General features: G+C 28.2%; 13 protein-coding genes and 2 other annotated features. Of the genes, 11 read left to right on the top strand and 2 right to left on the bottom strand.

The window, feature by feature from the left end; translation table 11 throughout:
* The first annotated feature begins 2 nt into the window (after window positions 1-2).
* The 5 genes from IC758_RS14210 to IC758_RS14190 all read left to right on the top strand — a co-directional run bounded on the left by IC758_RS14210 (window position 3) and on the right by IC758_RS14190 (window position 6,536).
* Window positions 3-788, top strand: coding sequence for an RNA-binding protein (locus IC758_RS14210; RefSeq protein ID WP_227482889.1), 786 nt, complete (start codon window positions 3-5; stop codon window positions 786-788).
* Window positions 789-822: 34 nt separating this feature from the next.
* Window positions 823-1,350: a DivIVA domain-containing protein gene (locus IC758_RS14205; RefSeq protein ID WP_227432447.1), complete on the top strand. Its 528-nt coding sequence runs from the start codon at window positions 823-825 to the stop codon at window positions 1,348-1,350.
* A gap of 173 nt (window positions 1,351-1,523) precedes the next feature.
* Window positions 1,524-1,756: a binding site (T-box leader), on the top strand.
* 89 nt (window positions 1,757-1,845) lie between these two features.
* Complete coding sequence (gene ileS, locus IC758_RS14200; protein WP_227432448.1) at window positions 1,846-4,953, top strand: isoleucine--tRNA ligase; 3,108 nt, start codon at window positions 1,846-1,848, stop codon at window positions 4,951-4,953.
* Between the two features lie 326 nt (window positions 4,954-5,279).
* Window positions 5,280-6,152, top strand: coding sequence for a YitT family protein (locus IC758_RS14195; protein WP_227824210.1), 873 nt, complete (start codon window positions 5,280-5,282; stop codon window positions 6,150-6,152).
* A 111-nt stretch (window positions 6,153-6,263) separates the two neighbouring features.
* Window positions 6,264-6,536, top strand: coding sequence for a hypothetical protein (locus IC758_RS14190; RefSeq protein ID WP_227432450.1), 273 nt, complete (start codon window positions 6,264-6,266; stop codon window positions 6,534-6,536).
* 143 nt (window positions 6,537-6,679) lie between these two features.
* On the opposite strand, the gene IC758_RS14185 is transcribed toward IC758_RS14190, so the two are convergent.
* The gene (locus tag IC758_RS14185; RefSeq protein ID WP_227835302.1) at window positions 6,680-7,252 is read right to left on the bottom strand and encodes a TetR/AcrR family transcriptional regulator; all 573 of its coding nucleotides are present in this window, start codon (window positions 7,250-7,252) and stop codon (window positions 6,680-6,682) included.
* Between the two features lie 184 nt (window positions 7,253-7,436).
* On the opposite strand from IC758_RS14185, the gene IC758_RS14180 reads away from it, so the two are divergent.
* A complete protein-coding gene (locus IC758_RS14180) occupies window positions 7,437-8,279 on the top strand; it encodes a DegV family protein (RefSeq protein ID WP_227835303.1) in 843 nt (280 codons plus the stop codon).
* 88 nt (window positions 8,280-8,367) lie between these two features.
* Here the strand turns inward: IC758_RS14180 and IC758_RS14175 are convergent, their stop codons facing one another.
* Window positions 8,368-9,444, bottom strand: coding sequence for a M24 family metallopeptidase (locus IC758_RS14175; RefSeq protein WP_227432453.1), 1,077 nt, complete (start codon window positions 9,442-9,444; stop codon window positions 8,368-8,370).
* A 494-nt stretch (window positions 9,445-9,938) separates the two neighbouring features.
* Here IC758_RS14175 and IC758_RS14170 point away from each other — a divergent pair, with 494 nt between their 5' ends.
* From IC758_RS14170 to IC758_RS14150, 5 genes are all read left to right on the top strand, one after another.
* A complete protein-coding gene (locus IC758_RS14170; RefSeq protein WP_227432454.1) occupies window positions 9,939-11,342 on the top strand; it encodes an APC family permease in 1,404 nt (467 codons plus the stop codon).
* A gap of 93 nt (window positions 11,343-11,435) precedes the next feature.
* Window positions 11,436-11,676: a binding site (T-box leader), on the top strand.
* 42 nt (window positions 11,677-11,718) lie between these two features.
* Window positions 11,719-12,417 (top strand): 5'-methylthioadenosine/adenosylhomocysteine nucleosidase, encoded by a 699-nt coding sequence (locus tag IC758_RS14165; protein WP_227830784.1) that lies wholly within the window; start codon window positions 11,719-11,721, stop codon window positions 12,415-12,417.
* Between the two features lie 23 nt (window positions 12,418-12,440).
* Window positions 12,441-13,442, top strand: coding sequence for a tryptophan--tRNA ligase (gene trpS / locus IC758_RS14160; RefSeq protein WP_227482885.1), 1,002 nt, complete (start codon window positions 12,441-12,443; stop codon window positions 13,440-13,442).
* Between the two features lie 530 nt (window positions 13,443-13,972).
* Entirely contained in the window at window positions 13,973-15,175 is a 1,203-nt protein-coding gene (locus tag IC758_RS14155) for a sensor histidine kinase (protein ID WP_227830783.1), read from the top strand.
* A 4-nt stretch (window positions 15,176-15,179) separates the two neighbouring features.
* The gene (locus IC758_RS14150; protein ID WP_227835795.1) at window positions 15,180-15,950 is read left to right on the top strand and encodes a LytR/AlgR family response regulator transcription factor; all 771 of its coding nucleotides are present in this window, start codon (window positions 15,180-15,182) and stop codon (window positions 15,948-15,950) included.
* Window positions 15,951-16,004 lie beyond the last annotated feature (54 nt).

The following is a 16,004-nucleotide window of genomic DNA, read 5'->3' as shown; positions in this document are numbered from 1 at the left end:
ACATGGACAAATTGAAATTGACAAATCACATAAAGGATGTAGACTTGAAAAATAAAATGTTTAAAGTAATAGACAAGGCTAATAGTTGTATAAAAAACTATGATGTTAAGTCTACTGAGTTTCTTAATCCATATGAAGTGAGAAATGCTGTAGATATATTAAATTCTACTAATGAAATAAAATACAGTGTGGATGGAGGTTATGAACAAGCTGAAAGAAGCACTGTATTTATTTATCCATTTTACATGGAATATGAGGATATAGAAGATACTCTTAGATTTTTACAGATAGAAGGAAATTTTAAATTTAAAAGTATATCTCATAAAGATTATTTAGGAGCAATTTTGAATCTAGGTATAAAAAGAGACAAAATTGGAGATATAATTATACATGATAGTTTTTGTCAAGTAGTTGTAAGTAGTGATATTTGTGATTTTATAATCATAAATTTAGAGAAAGTTTCAAGAAATAGTGTAATTGTAAAGGAAATTTCCAGAGAAAATATTGTTAATAGTTCTTCAAAATATAAAGAAGTATCATTTACAGTATCTTCAGATAGGTTAGATTGTATCATAAGTAGTCTTTACAATATATCTAGGCAAGATAGTGCAAAATACATAAATGGAGAAAAAGTCCATGTCAATTATGAAAAGATAACTTCAACTTCTAAAATAATTAAAAATGATGATTTAATTTCTATTAGAGGTAAAGGAAGAGCTAAAGTAACACAAATAGGAGATATTACTAAAAAAGGAAGAATAAAAGTTCAAGCAAAATTAATTGTATAAGGACTAATTAAAATTATAGCTGGGAGGAAATGTAATGCTAACTCCAATTGAGATAGAAAATAAAGAGTTTAAAAAAGGTTTAAGAGGTTATAGAGATGAAGAAGTGGATGAGTTTTTAGATATTATCAAAGAAGATTATGAATCTCTATGTAGAGAAAATACAGCTCTTAAAGAAAAATTAGGATTATATCAAGATCAAGTAAATAAATATGAAAATATTGAAGAAACACTAAAAGCTACTTTAATAACTGCTCAAAGTGCAGCAGAAGACACTTGTAGTGCAGCAAATAAAAAGGCTAAGATAATCGTTGAAGAAGCAGATTTAAAGGCTAGACAAATTATAGAACAAGCTAATAATCGTGTTATAGAGATAAGAAAAGAGTACGATGCTTTAGTTAAAGAATTTAAGATATTTAGAAATAAATTCAAATCATTGTTAGAAGATGAAATAAGAAGTGTCGATGAGATTTTTTATGATGTAGATGAAAAATGTGTAAATGCATTTGAAGGTACATCAGTGTATAATTATAGTAATGATGAAGCTGCTACAACTTTAGAATAAACAATAATTTTACTGGATTTTAGGTAGAATTATTGTTTAAGTTTGAGAATACTATAACAAAAACAAAAAATAGGATAAATATGTAAGAAAAATATAAATTATTATATTTTTCAAAAATATATTGACTATTCAAATTATTTGTTATAGAATTTCATATAAACACAGATAAATTTTTAAAAGCGTTGATAGAGACAATTATCTTTAGATAATTTTACAGAGAATTGGGTATGCTGAGAACCAAGGAATTTATAAAGATGAAAATCACTCTTGAGCTGCAGGCTGAACGATTAAACTTTATTAAGCTGTGCCGGTTAGTGCCGTTATACTATTAGAGTGTTATATGTGACTATTGTTAAGTTCACATATAGAATTAGGGTGGTAACGCGATTGATAACTCGTCCCTTTGTTTAAAGGGGACGAGTTTTTTATTGTTCAAATTTACGTAAAAGAATAAAAACTTTGGAATTATAATAACTGTAGGAAAGGGTGATTTACATGGCAAAATTTAAGCCATTGGTGGACAGTTCTGTGAAACAAGCAGAAGCACAAGTTTTTGACTATTGGAAAGACATAGATATACTTGAAAAAACTCTAGAAAAAGGTAAAGACGACCCAAGTTTTGTATTTTATGAAGGACCTCCAACAGCTAATGGAAATCCTGGAGTACATCACGTTTTATCTAGAACACTTAAAGATTCTGTTTGTAGATATAAAACAATGTCTGGTTATCAAGTAAAGAGAAAAGCTGGTTGGGATACACACGGATTGCCAGTTGAAATACAAGTAGAAAAAGAATTAGGTCTTACTAGCAAGCAACAAATAGAAGAATATGGAATAGCTGAATTTAACCAAAAATGTAGAGAGTCAGTTTTCTCATTTGAAAAACAATGGAGAATAATGACTGAGAGAATGGCTTATGAAGTTGACTTAGATAATCCATATATAACTTTAGATAATAACTATATAGAATCTGTATGGTGGATATTGAATAAGTTCAATAAAGAAGGATATATATATGAAGGGCATAAAATACTTCCTTATTGCCCAAGATGTGGAACTGGTCTTGCTAGTCATGAGGTTGCACAAGGATATAAAGAAGTAAAGACAAATACAGTTGTAGCTAAATTTAAGAAAAAAGATGCTGATGAATATTTCTTAGCATGGACAACTACTCCATGGACTTTACCATCAAATGTTTCATTAACAGTGAATGCTGATGTTGATTACTTAAAAGTTAAAAAAGGTGATGAGGTATATTATGTATCTAAACCTTTAGCTAATAAAGTACTAGGTGAAGACTATGAAGTTTTAGAAGAAATGAAAGGTAAAGATTTAGAAGGCTTAGAATATGAACAATTAATGCCTTTTGTAGAAGTTGATAAAAAAGCATTTTTTATTACAGTAGGAGATTATGTAACTACTGAAGATGGTACTGGAATAGTTCATACAGCACCAGCATTTGGTGAAGATGACTACAATACAGGTAAAAGATACGATTTACCAGTTGTACAGCCAGTAGATGAAACTGGTAAATTTACAACTACTCCTTGGGAAGGTAGATTTGTAATGGAAGATGGGCTAGATGTTGAAATAATAAAATGGCTAGCTTCTGAAAATAAACTATATAGTAAAGAAAAAGTAGTTCATAATTATCCACATTGTTGGAGATGCCAAACTCCACTTGTGTACTATGCAAAACCAAGCTGGTATATAGAAATGACTAAGCTTAAGGATAAATTAATAGAAAATAATAATGGTGTAAAATGGTTCCCAGGCTTTGTAGGTGAAAAGAGATTTGGAAACTGGTTAGAAAATCTAAATGACTGGGCAATATCAAGAACTAGATATTGGGGAACTCCACTTCCTATATGGAGATGTGAATGCGGTCATACAGATTCAGTTGGTTCAAGAGCAGAATTAGCTGAAAAAGCTATAGAAGATGTAAACCCAGAAACTGTAGAACTTCATAGACCATATGTAGATGATATACACTTGAAGTGTGAAAAATGTGGAAAACCAATGACAAGAGTAACAGAAGTTATAGATTGCTGGTTTGATAGTGGAGCTATGCCATTTGCACAACACCACTATCCATTTGAAAACAAAGAAAACTTTGATGAGCTATTCCCAGCTGATTATATATCAGAAGGTATAGACCAAACTAGAGGTTGGTTCTACTCATTACTTGCAGTATCAACATTTGTATTAGGAAAAGCACCGTATAAGAGTGTCTTAGTTCCAGACCTTGTACTTGATAAAGATGGAAAGAAAATGAGTAAATCAAGAGGAAATACAGTAAATCCTATGCAGTTGTTTGATCAATATGGAGCAGATGCGCTAAGATGGTATTTACTATATGTTTCTCCACCATGGACTCCAACTAAATTTGATATGGATGGATTAAAAGAAATCCAAAGTAAATTTATAGGTACTATGAAAAATGTATATAACTTCTTTACTTTATATGCAAATACAGATGATATAAATCCAACTGAATTCTTTGTAGAATACAAAGATAGACCAGAACTTGACAGATGGATACTATCTAAATTCAATAATTTAATGAAAGATGTAGAAGAAAATTTAGAGATATTTGAATTAAATAAAACTTTAAGAATGATACAAGATTTCATAAATGATGATTTATCTAACTGGTATATAAGACGTTCAAGAAGAAGATTCTGGGCAACTGAATTAACAGAAGATAAAAAAGCTGTATACAATACAACTTATGAATTATTACATGGACTTTGCAGAGCTATAGCACCATTTGCTCCATATATGTCAGAAGAAATGTATAGAAACCTAACTGGAGAAGTATCTGTTCATTTAGCTGAATATCCTAAGTTTAATGAGAGTTTAGTTGATACTAAATTAGAAGAAAAAATGGATTTAGCTAAGAATCTAGTTACTTTAGGTAGAGCTTCAAGAGAAGTTGAGAGAATAAAAGTTCGTCAACCATTACAAAAAGTATTAGTAGATGGTAAATTTGAAGACACAATAAGTGATGTAGTTGATTTAATAAAAGAAGAGCTTAATGTTAAAGAGGTAGTATTTGCTAAAGATTTAGATGAATATATGAACTTTAGCCTAAAACCAAACTTTAAAGAAGCTGGACCAATATTAGGCGCTAAGATGAACTTATTTGTAGGAGCATTAAACAAGTTAAATGCACATGAAACTGCTAATAAACTTGAAAATGGTGAAACTTTAACAGTTGATTTAAATGGAGAAGCATTTGAATTTAATAAAGACTTAGTATTAATAGGTATAACTGCTAAAGAAGGATTTAATGTATCTGTTGAAAATAATCTTTTTGTTATACTAGATACTAAATTAACTGATGAGTTAGTTGATGAAGGATATGCTAGAGAATTTATATCTAAAGTACAACAATTGAGAAAATCTAATAACTTTGAAGTACTAGACAACATAGTAATAGATTACTGTGGTGATGATGAGATTGCTAAAGCTGTTGAGCATTTTGATGAATACATCAAGTCTGAGACTTTAGCTTTAGAAATAAATAGAGTGGATGATAAATCTTTAGAAGAACAAAACTTAAATGACCATATGACAGGTATAAAAGTTACAAGAAAATAAAAAATAACAAGCTGTTAATTAAGAGCCCTATAGAAAATGATTTGTAAATTTCTATAGGGCTTTTTTTAAAAAGATAGCTTATTTCTTTATTTAATTAATTGTTTTTGTACTTCAATAATTAAATGTTTTAATATTCCAAAATTTACAACAAATAAATTTATATAAATCATATAAATTATTTATAGCATATGATAAAATGTTAGTGAATAAACGTTTAAGTGAGGATGAATAATATTTTAGAGTGAACTACTTCTGGTAAATTTATTTTTAAATTTATTGTGTATTATGCAGGGTGGTTTATTTATTATGCAAAGGGGTGCGTTTTGATGTATGGTGAAAGCAAAAAACTAAGTATTGATAATAACATATTTTTGCAATATGGTCTTATTATATTGGGAATGATTTTATCAACCTTAGGAATAAATTTATATCTAGCACCAGCCAAGTTGTTAAGTGGAGGAGTAGCTGGAATTTGTGTTATATTATATAAGTTATTTGGTATAAATCAGGGATTATCTAGTTTTTTGATGAATATACCAATATTTATTATAGCTAAGAAGTATTTTGATAATAAATTTTTGTTAATAAGTTTTGTAAATATGTTACTATTTTCTGTTGCACTTGGTTTAACACAAGATATTGCTAAATATTTTCCAATAGATGATACTATGCTACAATCTATTTATGGTGGTGTTTTAACTGGTATAGGTATGGGATTGACCTTTAAAGCAAGAGCTACTGCTGGAGGGCTTGATATAATAGCAGCTATAATGAAAAGAAAGTACGATATACCAATGAAAAATACATTTTTATTTATTAATTTCTTTGTAGTATGTGCAGGTGCATTTTTATTTGGAGCAAAATTGGTAATGTACACTCTAATTACTATGTATATAATTTCTTTTACAATGGATATAGCAAAAGATTGCTTTGATAGAAAAAAATCTATACTTTTAATATCAAATAGATATGAAGAAATATCAAAAGTAATAATGAATAAGATGGGTAGAGGAGTAACTTTTTTAGAAGCAGAAGGAGCATATACGCAGAATAAGAAAAAAATGATTTACTGTATCATATCTGCAAATGAAGTAGGTAAATTTAAGGATTTAATTTATGATATGGATAGTGAAGCTTTTATTTCTGTAAACAATGTAGAAGAAGTAAAAGGTGGAGGTTTTAAGGATAAATTTTTATAAGATATAAGTGTTAAAAAATACCATATATCTTGTTATTGTACCTAGTTAGATGTATACTGTAACTAATGGGGCACATGAAGTGCTCAATAATATACTAGGAGGTATAATAATATGTTAAGAGAGAGATTTGTAGTAAGAAATCATCATAATCCACATGCTAATGGATGCTGTGGAACTGGAGGAGAAGGATGCTGTGGGGGAGATAACCATCAACATTCACACGAGCATTCTCACAGTCATGGACATGAACATGAGCATGTAAATGGTGTAGGTCATGACCATAATCATGATGATGGATTTTCAGGAACTCATGAGCATGGGCATGAACATACACATATACATGGGCATGAACATTTAGATGGGCATACACATCAACATAAATAGAAGTATTTTAAACTAATAAAATGATTTTTATTTTGTTATTCCATGAAGGTTTAAATAAAAATTATTCATAGCAAATAAAAAAGTGAGCTGTTAAATTAAAAAACTTTAATAGTTCACTTTTATTAATTATTAAAATATCAAGTTTAAATCCAATGGTTAACTAAAAAAGAAGCGATATTTTCATAAGGCATTTTTTCTGTTTTTAACAAGCTTTGGACAACTAAACCATCAACTATAGACATAAGTAAAAAAGAAAAGGATTCAGCATCCTGTTCATTCTCATCACCACTATATTTTTCAAGAGATTCAATAATTTCAGATTTAAGGGTAGCTCGCCATTCAATATATTTCAATCTCATTCTTTCTTTTAAATCATCATTTGAAGTAATAGCTTCACAAATAAGATACATATGTACTCTACCACGACTTTCTATAGTAGATATTTTTTCTAGTATTAAGTTGACCATTTCTATTTGAGAATTTTTGGATTTGACATTTTTTACACAGTTTAATATAGCACTAGTTATAACTTCTAAATGAGTATCAGCAATGTTATATATAATATCATTTTTAGATGAGTAGTGATAATATAGTGTACCCTTACTTATATTCACATCTTTTGCAATATCAGCAAGACTGGTATTTTGAACTCCATTTTTGGCTATTAAATTAGTAGCAGATAATAAAATAGCTTGTTTCATATTATTTGTTTTCATAAAACCTACCTTTCTATGTATATTTATAACAAATTAATAACATTATAAGCTTATAGAAAATTATTGTCAATAAAGCAAGAATCTATATCTATTGACTTTTTTTCATCCAAAATATAAAATAATAATTAAATCGGTCGTACGACCGACTGAATAAACAAAAACAATATCTTATAGTGAGGTTAATATGGATAAAATAAAATTGATAGTAGACAGTGCATGTGACTTACCTAATCATATAATAGAGAAATACAATATTGAAGTTATTGGTTTAAATGTATCTTTTGGAGAAGAGAACTATATATCTGGGAAGGAAATAGATAATGAAACTTTCTACAGAAAAATGGATGAAAGTAAATTATTGCCAAAAACATCATGTCCTTCACCAGATAAGTTTTTAGAAGCATATCAATGCGAAGAGGAAAGTATATTAGTAATTAGCATAAGTTCAGGATTATCTGGAACTTATAATAGTGCACTTTTGGCAAAAGACATGTTCGAAAAAGAAGGAAATAATAAAAAAATTGAAATTATAGATTCACTTAGTGGGTCAATTGGCATAGGACAATTAGTATTAAAAGCGGCAATATTAATAAAAGAAGGAAAAGAACTTGAAGAAATTGTTTCAATAATAGATAGATATAAAGACAATCCACCATTTTATGGAACTCTAGAGACATTAGAAAATGCTATAAAAGGAGGTAGAATAAATCCAATAGCAGGAAAAATTATAAATACATTAAATTTTAAGGCTATAATACAAGTTGCAGATGGGATTGTAACTCCAATAGATAAGGCAAGGGGTGAAGGGAATAGCTTGAAAAAACTGATTCAGTTAGTAGAATCAAAAATTATAGATAAAGAAGAGAAGGTTTTATTTATAGGACATGCTAACTGCCCTGAAAAAGCTCAAAAAGTAAGAGAAACTATGGAAAAAGATGTTAAATATAAAGACGTTGTAATCTGTGAAGTTGGTTCAGTAATGGGAACATATACTTCAAAAGGTGCAATTTTGATAACTGCAATATAAACAACAAACTAAAAAGTTAAAGCTGTATAAAAATGAATAAAATCATTTTTATACAGCTTATTTTGATGTTATTAAGTTAATCTTATAATCAACCAACCACACATATTTCTTTGTCATATTTGTTTAGTATTTCGCAACCATCTTCAGTAACTAGTACTAAATCTTCTATTCTAACTCCAAACTCTCCTGGTAAATATATACCTGGTTCTATAGAGAATATCATTCCTGGTTGTACAGTATCTGTATTTATAGAAGATACATCTCCCTTATCATGAACTTCAAGTCCTATAGAGTGACCAGTTCTATGAGTGAAGTATTGTCCATATCCTTTTTCAGTTATGTAATCACGAGCAGCTGCATCTATATCACAGAATCTAACTCCTGGTTTTACAATAGCTTCAGCTCTCTTATTGGCTTCAAGAACTATTTCAAATATTTCTCTACCTTTTTCAGGTATTTCTTTATAGAATACAGTTCTTGTCATATCAGCACAATAATTATCTTTTATGCAACCTATATCTAATATTATTGCATCACCAGGTTTTACAAGAGCATTTCCTGGTTCTCCATGTGGATTAGCTCCATTAGGACCAAATCCTATTATAGGGTCAAATGAAAATCCATCAGCACCTAAGTCTTCATATATTTTAGATAATTTACCAACAAGTTGTTTTTCTGTAAGTTCACCAGAAACAGTAGCTTTAAGTTGTTCCATACCTTTGTCATTTAATCTTGAAGCTATTCTCATTAATTCTTTTTCTTCTTCATCTTTACACATTCTTAAAGTATCTATTATATAAGATGAGTTTACAAATTTACTTCCTCCACCTGATTCTATTAAGCTTAATAAGAATCTAGCTGGCCAGTTTTTGTCAACACCCATAGTAGCATTTTTGTCTACATGTTCAGTTACTATTTCTATTGGATTTTGAGTATCATTAAACCAAACCATTTCAACACCTAAATCTTCTGCAACTGGGAATAATTCATTTATAAATAATTTATTATTACCATTTAAATTTAAGTATAAAGCTAACAGTCTTTCACCTGGGTGGATTAGTAATCCTGTTAAATAAAATATTGAAGTAGGATCACTTACCAGCATTTGAGAAATATCATCTTTTTTCATTTGTTCAAGTACAGCATTTAATCTTTGAGTCTTCATAATAATTTCCTCCTAATCAAAATTCGATACAAATCAATTTTAGCACTATTAAACAAAAATTAGTATACTTTTCTTCTAGAAATATAAAAAAATTTTAACATATATTTTTTATATTAAATTTAATTCCCTATTTTACATTAAAAGAAAAGTAAAATAAGTTTATATTGTGAAAATTTTATAAAAATAATAACTTGAATAAGTAAAAATATATATTTGAGATAGTTATATAATTATGAAAATTAATAAAAAAATTTTTATATTAAAATAATATTGAAACAATTTTAAAAATTTAGTATCATTAAAGAGAAAGTGATAGAACTTTCAAAATTTATCACTTTTAGTAAATTTTGATTTCAAAATATCTAAATTTGAGGTATAAATATTTTTATTTAAAGTATTTTATAGGTTAAATTGAAGTATTTTATAGGTTAAAGTTATTTTAACTGTTATGAAATCAATTTTTAATTAATAAAGAGAGGGGAAATTATAATAGGATGGAAAAGAAAAAAATAGGCCTATGGAGTTTGGTATTTATGAATGTATCAGCTTTATATGGTATAAGATGGATAGCTAAGTCGACAGCGTCAAGCTTCGGTTTAGGATTAGGTGCAATACCTATGTGGTTATTATTCTCATTTATATATTTCGTACCAGGAGCTTTAATTTGTGCTGAATTAGCTTCTACATATCAAAAAGGTGATGGAGGTTTATATGATTGGGTTAAGGAAGCCTTTGGAGAAAAATATGGCTTTTTAGTTTCTTGGTTAAACTGGACAGCTAAAATATTTTGGTATTCTTCATTCCTAACTTTTTTAGCAGTAAATGTTTCTTATACAATAGGAAATCCAGCACTTGCAGATAATAAGATATTTGTACTTATATTATCTTTAGTAATATTCTGGATATTATCTATTATAGCAACTAAAGGAATAAGCTTTACAAAAATATTTACTAATACAGGTGCATTAGGTTCAACAATACCAAGTGCTATACTTATAATATTTTCATTTTTAGCAGTATTAGTATTGAAAAAACATGATATGGCTTCAACATATACAATAGCTTCAATGACTCCAAAACTTAATATGGATGCATTTGTTGCTATATCAGCTATAATGTTTGGTTTAGCAGGAGCAGAAACTGCAGCTAACTTTATAACAGAGATAGATAAGCCTGAAAAGAACTTCCCTAAAGCTATATTAATATCAGCTGGAATAGTTGCTTCATTATATGTATTAGGTTCTATTGCAATAACAATGATAATACCACCAGACCAAATTACTGCTTCTAAAGGTGTGTTAGATGCGCTTGCAGCTGTTTGTGAATCTTTAGGAATAGGTTCTTGGTTAGTTCAATTGATAGCTTTTGGTATAGCTTTTTCAATATTAGGAGCAATAGTTCTTTATATAGCATCACCAATAAAAATGTTATTTGGTAGTGTTAAAAAAGGAGTATTTCCAGATAGTTTGGTAGAAGTAAATAAACACAAGATACCTTCGAAAGCAGTTATACTTCAAGCAATAATAGTTACTATAATATTATTAGTGACTACATTAATGCCTTCTGTTGATGCTATATACAATGTTCTTGTAACTATGACAGCATTAACTGCATTATTCCCATATGTATTGTTATATGCTTCTTATATTAAGCTAAGAAAAGAGAGACCAGATGAAATTAGACCATATACTATGGCAAAATCAACAGGTACTTGTATAGGTTTAGCGAAAATGGTTTTAACTGTAACTGTAGTTGGTATATTATTATCAGCAGCACCAGTTATGCCTACATTTGCTGAAAATATCATATATGAAATAGAAATGATTGGTGGAGGTCTTCTAGTTATCCTATCTGGTCTATGGTTATGGAATAGATATGAAAAGAGAACAGCTAAATAAAAATGTATTTTAAATATATATTTTGGATATTATTATATATATAGTTGACAATTTATATCATAAGGAATATTATAAAATAAAGAAATTAATAAATTAAATCCTGGGATAAGAAAGAGTAAATAAATAGACTTTTACACAGAGAATTAAGGGTGCTGAGAACTTAATAAAAAGTATTTATTGAATGGGTCTTTGAGGAGTAATGTGAAATGCAGTTTAAGACTGTAGATTATCTGATATCGTGTGTGCACGTTATAGCACATATTAAGATATATATATTCAGCTTTGAGTATATATAAATTTAGGTGGTACCACGGAAAATATATCCGTCCTATTGATTTAGGACGGATTTTTTAATATATAAAATTTAGGAGGAAAGATGAACGTAATAGGAATTATAGGTGCAATGGATGAAGAAGTAAGTATATTAGTGAATTTAATGGATATTAAAGAAATTGTAAAAAAAGCTAGCTTAGAATTTCATAAAGGAACTTTAGAAGGAAAAAGTGTTGTTTTAGTAAAATGTGGTATAGGAAAAGTTAACTCTGCTCTTTGTGCACAAATATTAATAAGTGAATTTGAAGTTGATGCTATTGTCAATACAGGTGTTGCGGGGGCTTTAAATGAAAATCTTAATGTCAATGATATAGTAATTTCAACTGATGCGATACAATACGATATAGATACTACTGCATTTGGAGACCCTAAAGGTGTTATACCAAGAATGGAAACATCTGTATTTAAAGCAGATGAAAGACTCGTAGAAGCTGCTTATAAATCTTCTGTAGAAGAAACAAAAACGCATAAAGTATTAAAAGGAAGAGTAGTAACAGGAGATATATTTATAAACTCTAAAGAATTAAAAGAAGAGTTAGTAAATGATTTTGGCGGGTATTGTGGAGAGATGGAAGGTGGAGCTATAGCTCATGTATGTTACTTAAATAATGTTCCATTTGTCATAATAAGAGCAATGTCTGATAAAGCAGATGGAAGTGCTGGAGTTGCATATGAAGTATTTGTACATGAGGCCGCCAACAATTCTAAAGATATCGTATTAAGCATGTTAAAATCAATATAAATATATAAGGAGGTACAAATCATATGAGTGAAAAAAAGGTTATATTTAGTGGTGCACAACCATCAGGTAAGATGACTCTAGGAAACTATTTAGGAGCTATAAAAAACTGGACTGAACTTCAAGAAAATTATAATTGTTATTATAGTATTGTTGATTTACATGCAATAACAGTACCTCAAGACCCTAAAGTTTTGAGAGCTAATACTATAGAATTACTTGCTCAATATCTAGCTTGTGGATTAGATCCAGAAAAAAATACTATATTTATACAATCACATGTTAAAGAGCATGTTGAACTTATGTGGATATTAAATACAATGACTTATATGGGTGAATTAAGTAGAATGACTCAATTTAAAGATAAATCACAAAAGAGTGAAGCAAATCTAAATGCAGGATTATTTACGTATCCAGTTCTTATGGCTGCTGATATACTATTATATCAAGCTGATTTGGTTCCAGTTGGAGATGACCAAAAACAACATTTAGAGCTATCTCGTGATTTAGCAAATAGATTTAATAATAGATTTTCACCTACATTTGTAGTCCCAGAAGGATACTATCCAAAAGGCGGAGCAAGAGTAATGAGTTTACAAGAACCAACTAAGAAAATGAGTAAATCTGATTCAAATGACAACGCATTTATATTATTGGCAGATGATTCAGATACTATAAAGAGAAAGATTAAGAGAAGTGTTACTGATTCTTTAGGTGTTGTAAAGTATACTGATGAACAACCTGGTATTAAAAACTTACTTGATATATATTCTAATTTAAGTAAAAAGAGTGTAGAAGAAATTGTAAACATGTATGAAGGTAAAGGTTATGGAGTATTTAAAGAAGATGTAGCTGAAGTAGTATCAGAAGCTTTAAGACCAATAAGAGAAAAATACGTTGACCTTCTTAATAATAAAGATTATTTAGAAAAAATCTATACTATGGGAGCTGAAAAGGCTGAAAAGCAAGCTAGAAAAACTCTTAGAAAAGTTTATAAAAAGGTTGGGTTTATAGAGAGAAGATATTAATTATATTATATATCTTCTTTAGTAAATAAATATTTAAAGTTATTAAAAAAGTATATGATAGGAAATAGAGAGGATATTATTAAGATAATATCCTCTTTAGTTTTGTAATAAAAAAAGATGAGCTTTTGCTCATCTCAAAGGGGTTAGATTATTCTTACTTTGGGGAAAGTAGAATAAAGGTAAAAGTTAACTGACGTTAACTTTGTTCTTTTTTGCATATCACTACTGAGCATAAAAAAATCAGAAAACCAGAGCCTTCTGAACTAACCTTGAACATACATCCATTATACTTTATACTCAATATGTAATTTATGAATTAATTTTAACTCTTATAAAGAAAATTGTCAATAATATATCAAAAAAACGTTTTAAAAAATTTATATATATAATTAAATGAGTTTGATTTTATGTTTAACTGATATGATACAATAATTAAGGCAATTATTTTTTATGTATTTAATAAGCCATAAAAATAATACCAATAACATATGTAAAAATTATTTTAAATAGGAAAAATAAGAGGAAAAAACATGAAAACATCAATTTTAATAGCATTAATAGAAAAAACAAGCCTTATTGTAGTATTATTTCTTCTAATAACAAAGCTAAAAACATTTAAACAAATATTTCAAAAAGAAGAATATAGCTTAAATGATTTGATTTGTATATCTTTAGTTTTTACTTTTCTAGCTATATTTGGTACTTACAATGGCATAAACTATATGGGGTCAATAGTAAATACTCGAATAATATCTATAGTATCAGGAGGCGTTTTATTTGGACCAATTGTAGGTATTACAGCAGGGTTGCTATCAGGTATACATAGGTATTTTATGGATATTGGAGGTATAACATCCATGCCATGCCTTTTATCAAGTATACTAGCAGGTGTGTTATCAGGATTTTTGTATAAGAAGATACCAAAGAAGCATAGAGTGATATATGGAATACTAGTAGGTATGATTTCTGAAAGTTTTACTATATTACTTATATATTTAATATCACAGCCTCATTCTCTAGCAATTCAAATAATTAATGGAATATACTTGCCTCTAATTGTAGGACAAATTGGTATAGGATTTGTTATATCTATAGTTGAGGGAATTGAAAAAGATAAAAAGGATATAGAAGCAAGAAATAAAGCAGAAATAAAAGCACTTCAAAGGCAAATTAATCCGCATTTTTTATTTAATTCTCTAAATACAATAGCATCCTTTATAAGATTTAATCCAGATAAAGCTAGAGAACTCATAATAAATTTATCAACTTACTTGAGATACAATCTTGAATATAGTGATAACTTGATAGACATAAATAAAGAGATTGAGCAAGTTAAATCTTTTGTAGAAATAGAAAAGGCTAGATTTGGAGATTTATTAACTATAATTTATGATATAGATGATGTAAATATAAAAATTCCAAGTTTAATTATACAACCAATAGTAGAGAATGCAATTATACATGGAGTTTTGGAAAGTGGAAGAGCTGGTATGGTAAAAATATCTATAAAAAAATTACAACATTCATTAGAAAATACTATTAGAATATCGATTGAGGATAATGGTATAGGTATAAGTGAAGAAGTTATAAATAATGTATATCAAGATAATATGCCAGAAAATAAGATTGGACTTTATAATGTTCATTTAAGACTTAAGCTAATGTATGGAAGTGGTCTTAATATGAGAAGAACTGATAAAGGAACTTTAATTATGTTTTACGTAAAGGAGTAAGAATATGAAAGCAATAATAGTTGAGGATGAGTTTCCAGCAAGAAAAGAATTGAGATATTTTATTGAAAATAAAAGCGAGATTGAGGTAGTAAGTGAATTTACTAATGGCATAGAAGTACTAGATTTTATTCAAGAAAATAAAATAGATGTAATTTTTTTGGACATAAATATACCTCATCTTGATGGAATGTTACTTGCAAAAACATTAAATCAATTTAAAGCAAGACCTAAAATAGTATTTATAACAGCATATGAAAATTATGCAGTAGATGCTTTTTCATTAGGTGTATTTGACTATGTACTTAAGCCTTATTCTGAGGATAGGATTACATCAATGTTGGATAAGTTAGAGAAAAGTGAAACAAATAGTAGTGAAATATCTAGTGATAATAATCATATATCTAGTGATAAAAAATGTATAATAAATCAAAATATAGAGGAAATAACACATAAAATTAGCCTTTGGAAAGGTGATAAATTGGTTGTAATAGATATTGATGATATATATTACTGTGAGGCTAATGAAAGACAGACATTTATATATACTGAAAAGGAAACATTTATACTAAAAGAGGGTATATCAGAAGTAGAAAACATAATAAATGATAAAACTTTTTTTAGAACACACAGGTCTTACATAGTAAATTTAACTAAAGTAAAAGAAATTATCCCATGGTTTAATAACACATACATATTGAAGTTAAAAGATAGTGATTATGAAGTAACTGTAAGTAGAAGTAGAATAAAAGAATTTAGGCTATTAATGCACATATAAAGTCATTTCATGTATTTAAATATGCACTTAATGTGATTAACATTTATATTAGTA

Origin of the sequence: Clostridioides sp. ES-W-0016-02 (genome assembly GCF_020641035.1) — a bacterium.
Taxonomy (GTDB): domain Bacteria; phylum Bacillota; class Clostridia; order Peptostreptococcales; family Peptostreptococcaceae; genus Clostridioides.
This window is presented reverse-complemented; position numbering and strand designations above follow the sequence as displayed.

Bases quoted from the DNA above. Each gene is read 5' to 3' on its own strand.
- IC758_RS14210 (WP_227482889.1), top strand. From the start codon at position 3: ATGGACAAATTGAAATTGACAAATCACATAAAGGATGTAGACTTGAAA.
- IC758_RS14205 (WP_227432447.1), top strand. From the start codon at position 823: ATGCTAACTCCAATTGAGATAGAAAATAAAGAGTTTAAAAAAGGTTTA.
- ileS (WP_227432448.1), top strand. From the start codon at position 1,846: ATGGCAAAATTTAAGCCATTGGTGGACAGTTCTGTGAAACAAGCAGAA.
- IC758_RS14195 (WP_227824210.1), top strand. From the start codon at position 5,280: ATGTATGGTGAAAGCAAAAAACTAAGTATTGATAATAACATATTTTTG.
- IC758_RS14190 (WP_227432450.1), top strand. From the start codon at position 6,264: ATGTTAAGAGAGAGATTTGTAGTAAGAAATCATCATAATCCACATGCT.
- IC758_RS14185 (WP_227835302.1), bottom strand. From the start codon at position 7,252: ATGAAAACAAATAATATGAAACAAGCTATTTTATTATCTGCTACTAAT.
- IC758_RS14180 (WP_227835303.1), top strand. From the start codon at position 7,437: ATGGATAAAATAAAATTGATAGTAGACAGTGCATGTGACTTACCTAAT.
- IC758_RS14175 (WP_227432453.1), bottom strand. From the start codon at position 9,444: ATGAAGACTCAAAGATTAAATGCTGTACTTGAACAAATGAAAAAAGAT.
- IC758_RS14170 (WP_227432454.1), top strand. From the start codon at position 9,939: ATGGAAAAGAAAAAAATAGGCCTATGGAGTTTGGTATTTATGAATGTA.
- IC758_RS14165 (WP_227830784.1), top strand. From the start codon at position 11,719: ATGAACGTAATAGGAATTATAGGTGCAATGGATGAAGAAGTAAGTATA.
- trpS (WP_227482885.1), top strand. From the start codon at position 12,441: ATGAGTGAAAAAAAGGTTATATTTAGTGGTGCACAACCATCAGGTAAG.
- IC758_RS14155 (WP_227830783.1), top strand. From the start codon at position 13,973: ATGAAAACATCAATTTTAATAGCATTAATAGAAAAAACAAGCCTTATT.
- IC758_RS14150 (WP_227835795.1), top strand. From the start codon at position 15,180: ATGAAAGCAATAATAGTTGAGGATGAGTTTCCAGCAAGAAAAGAATTG.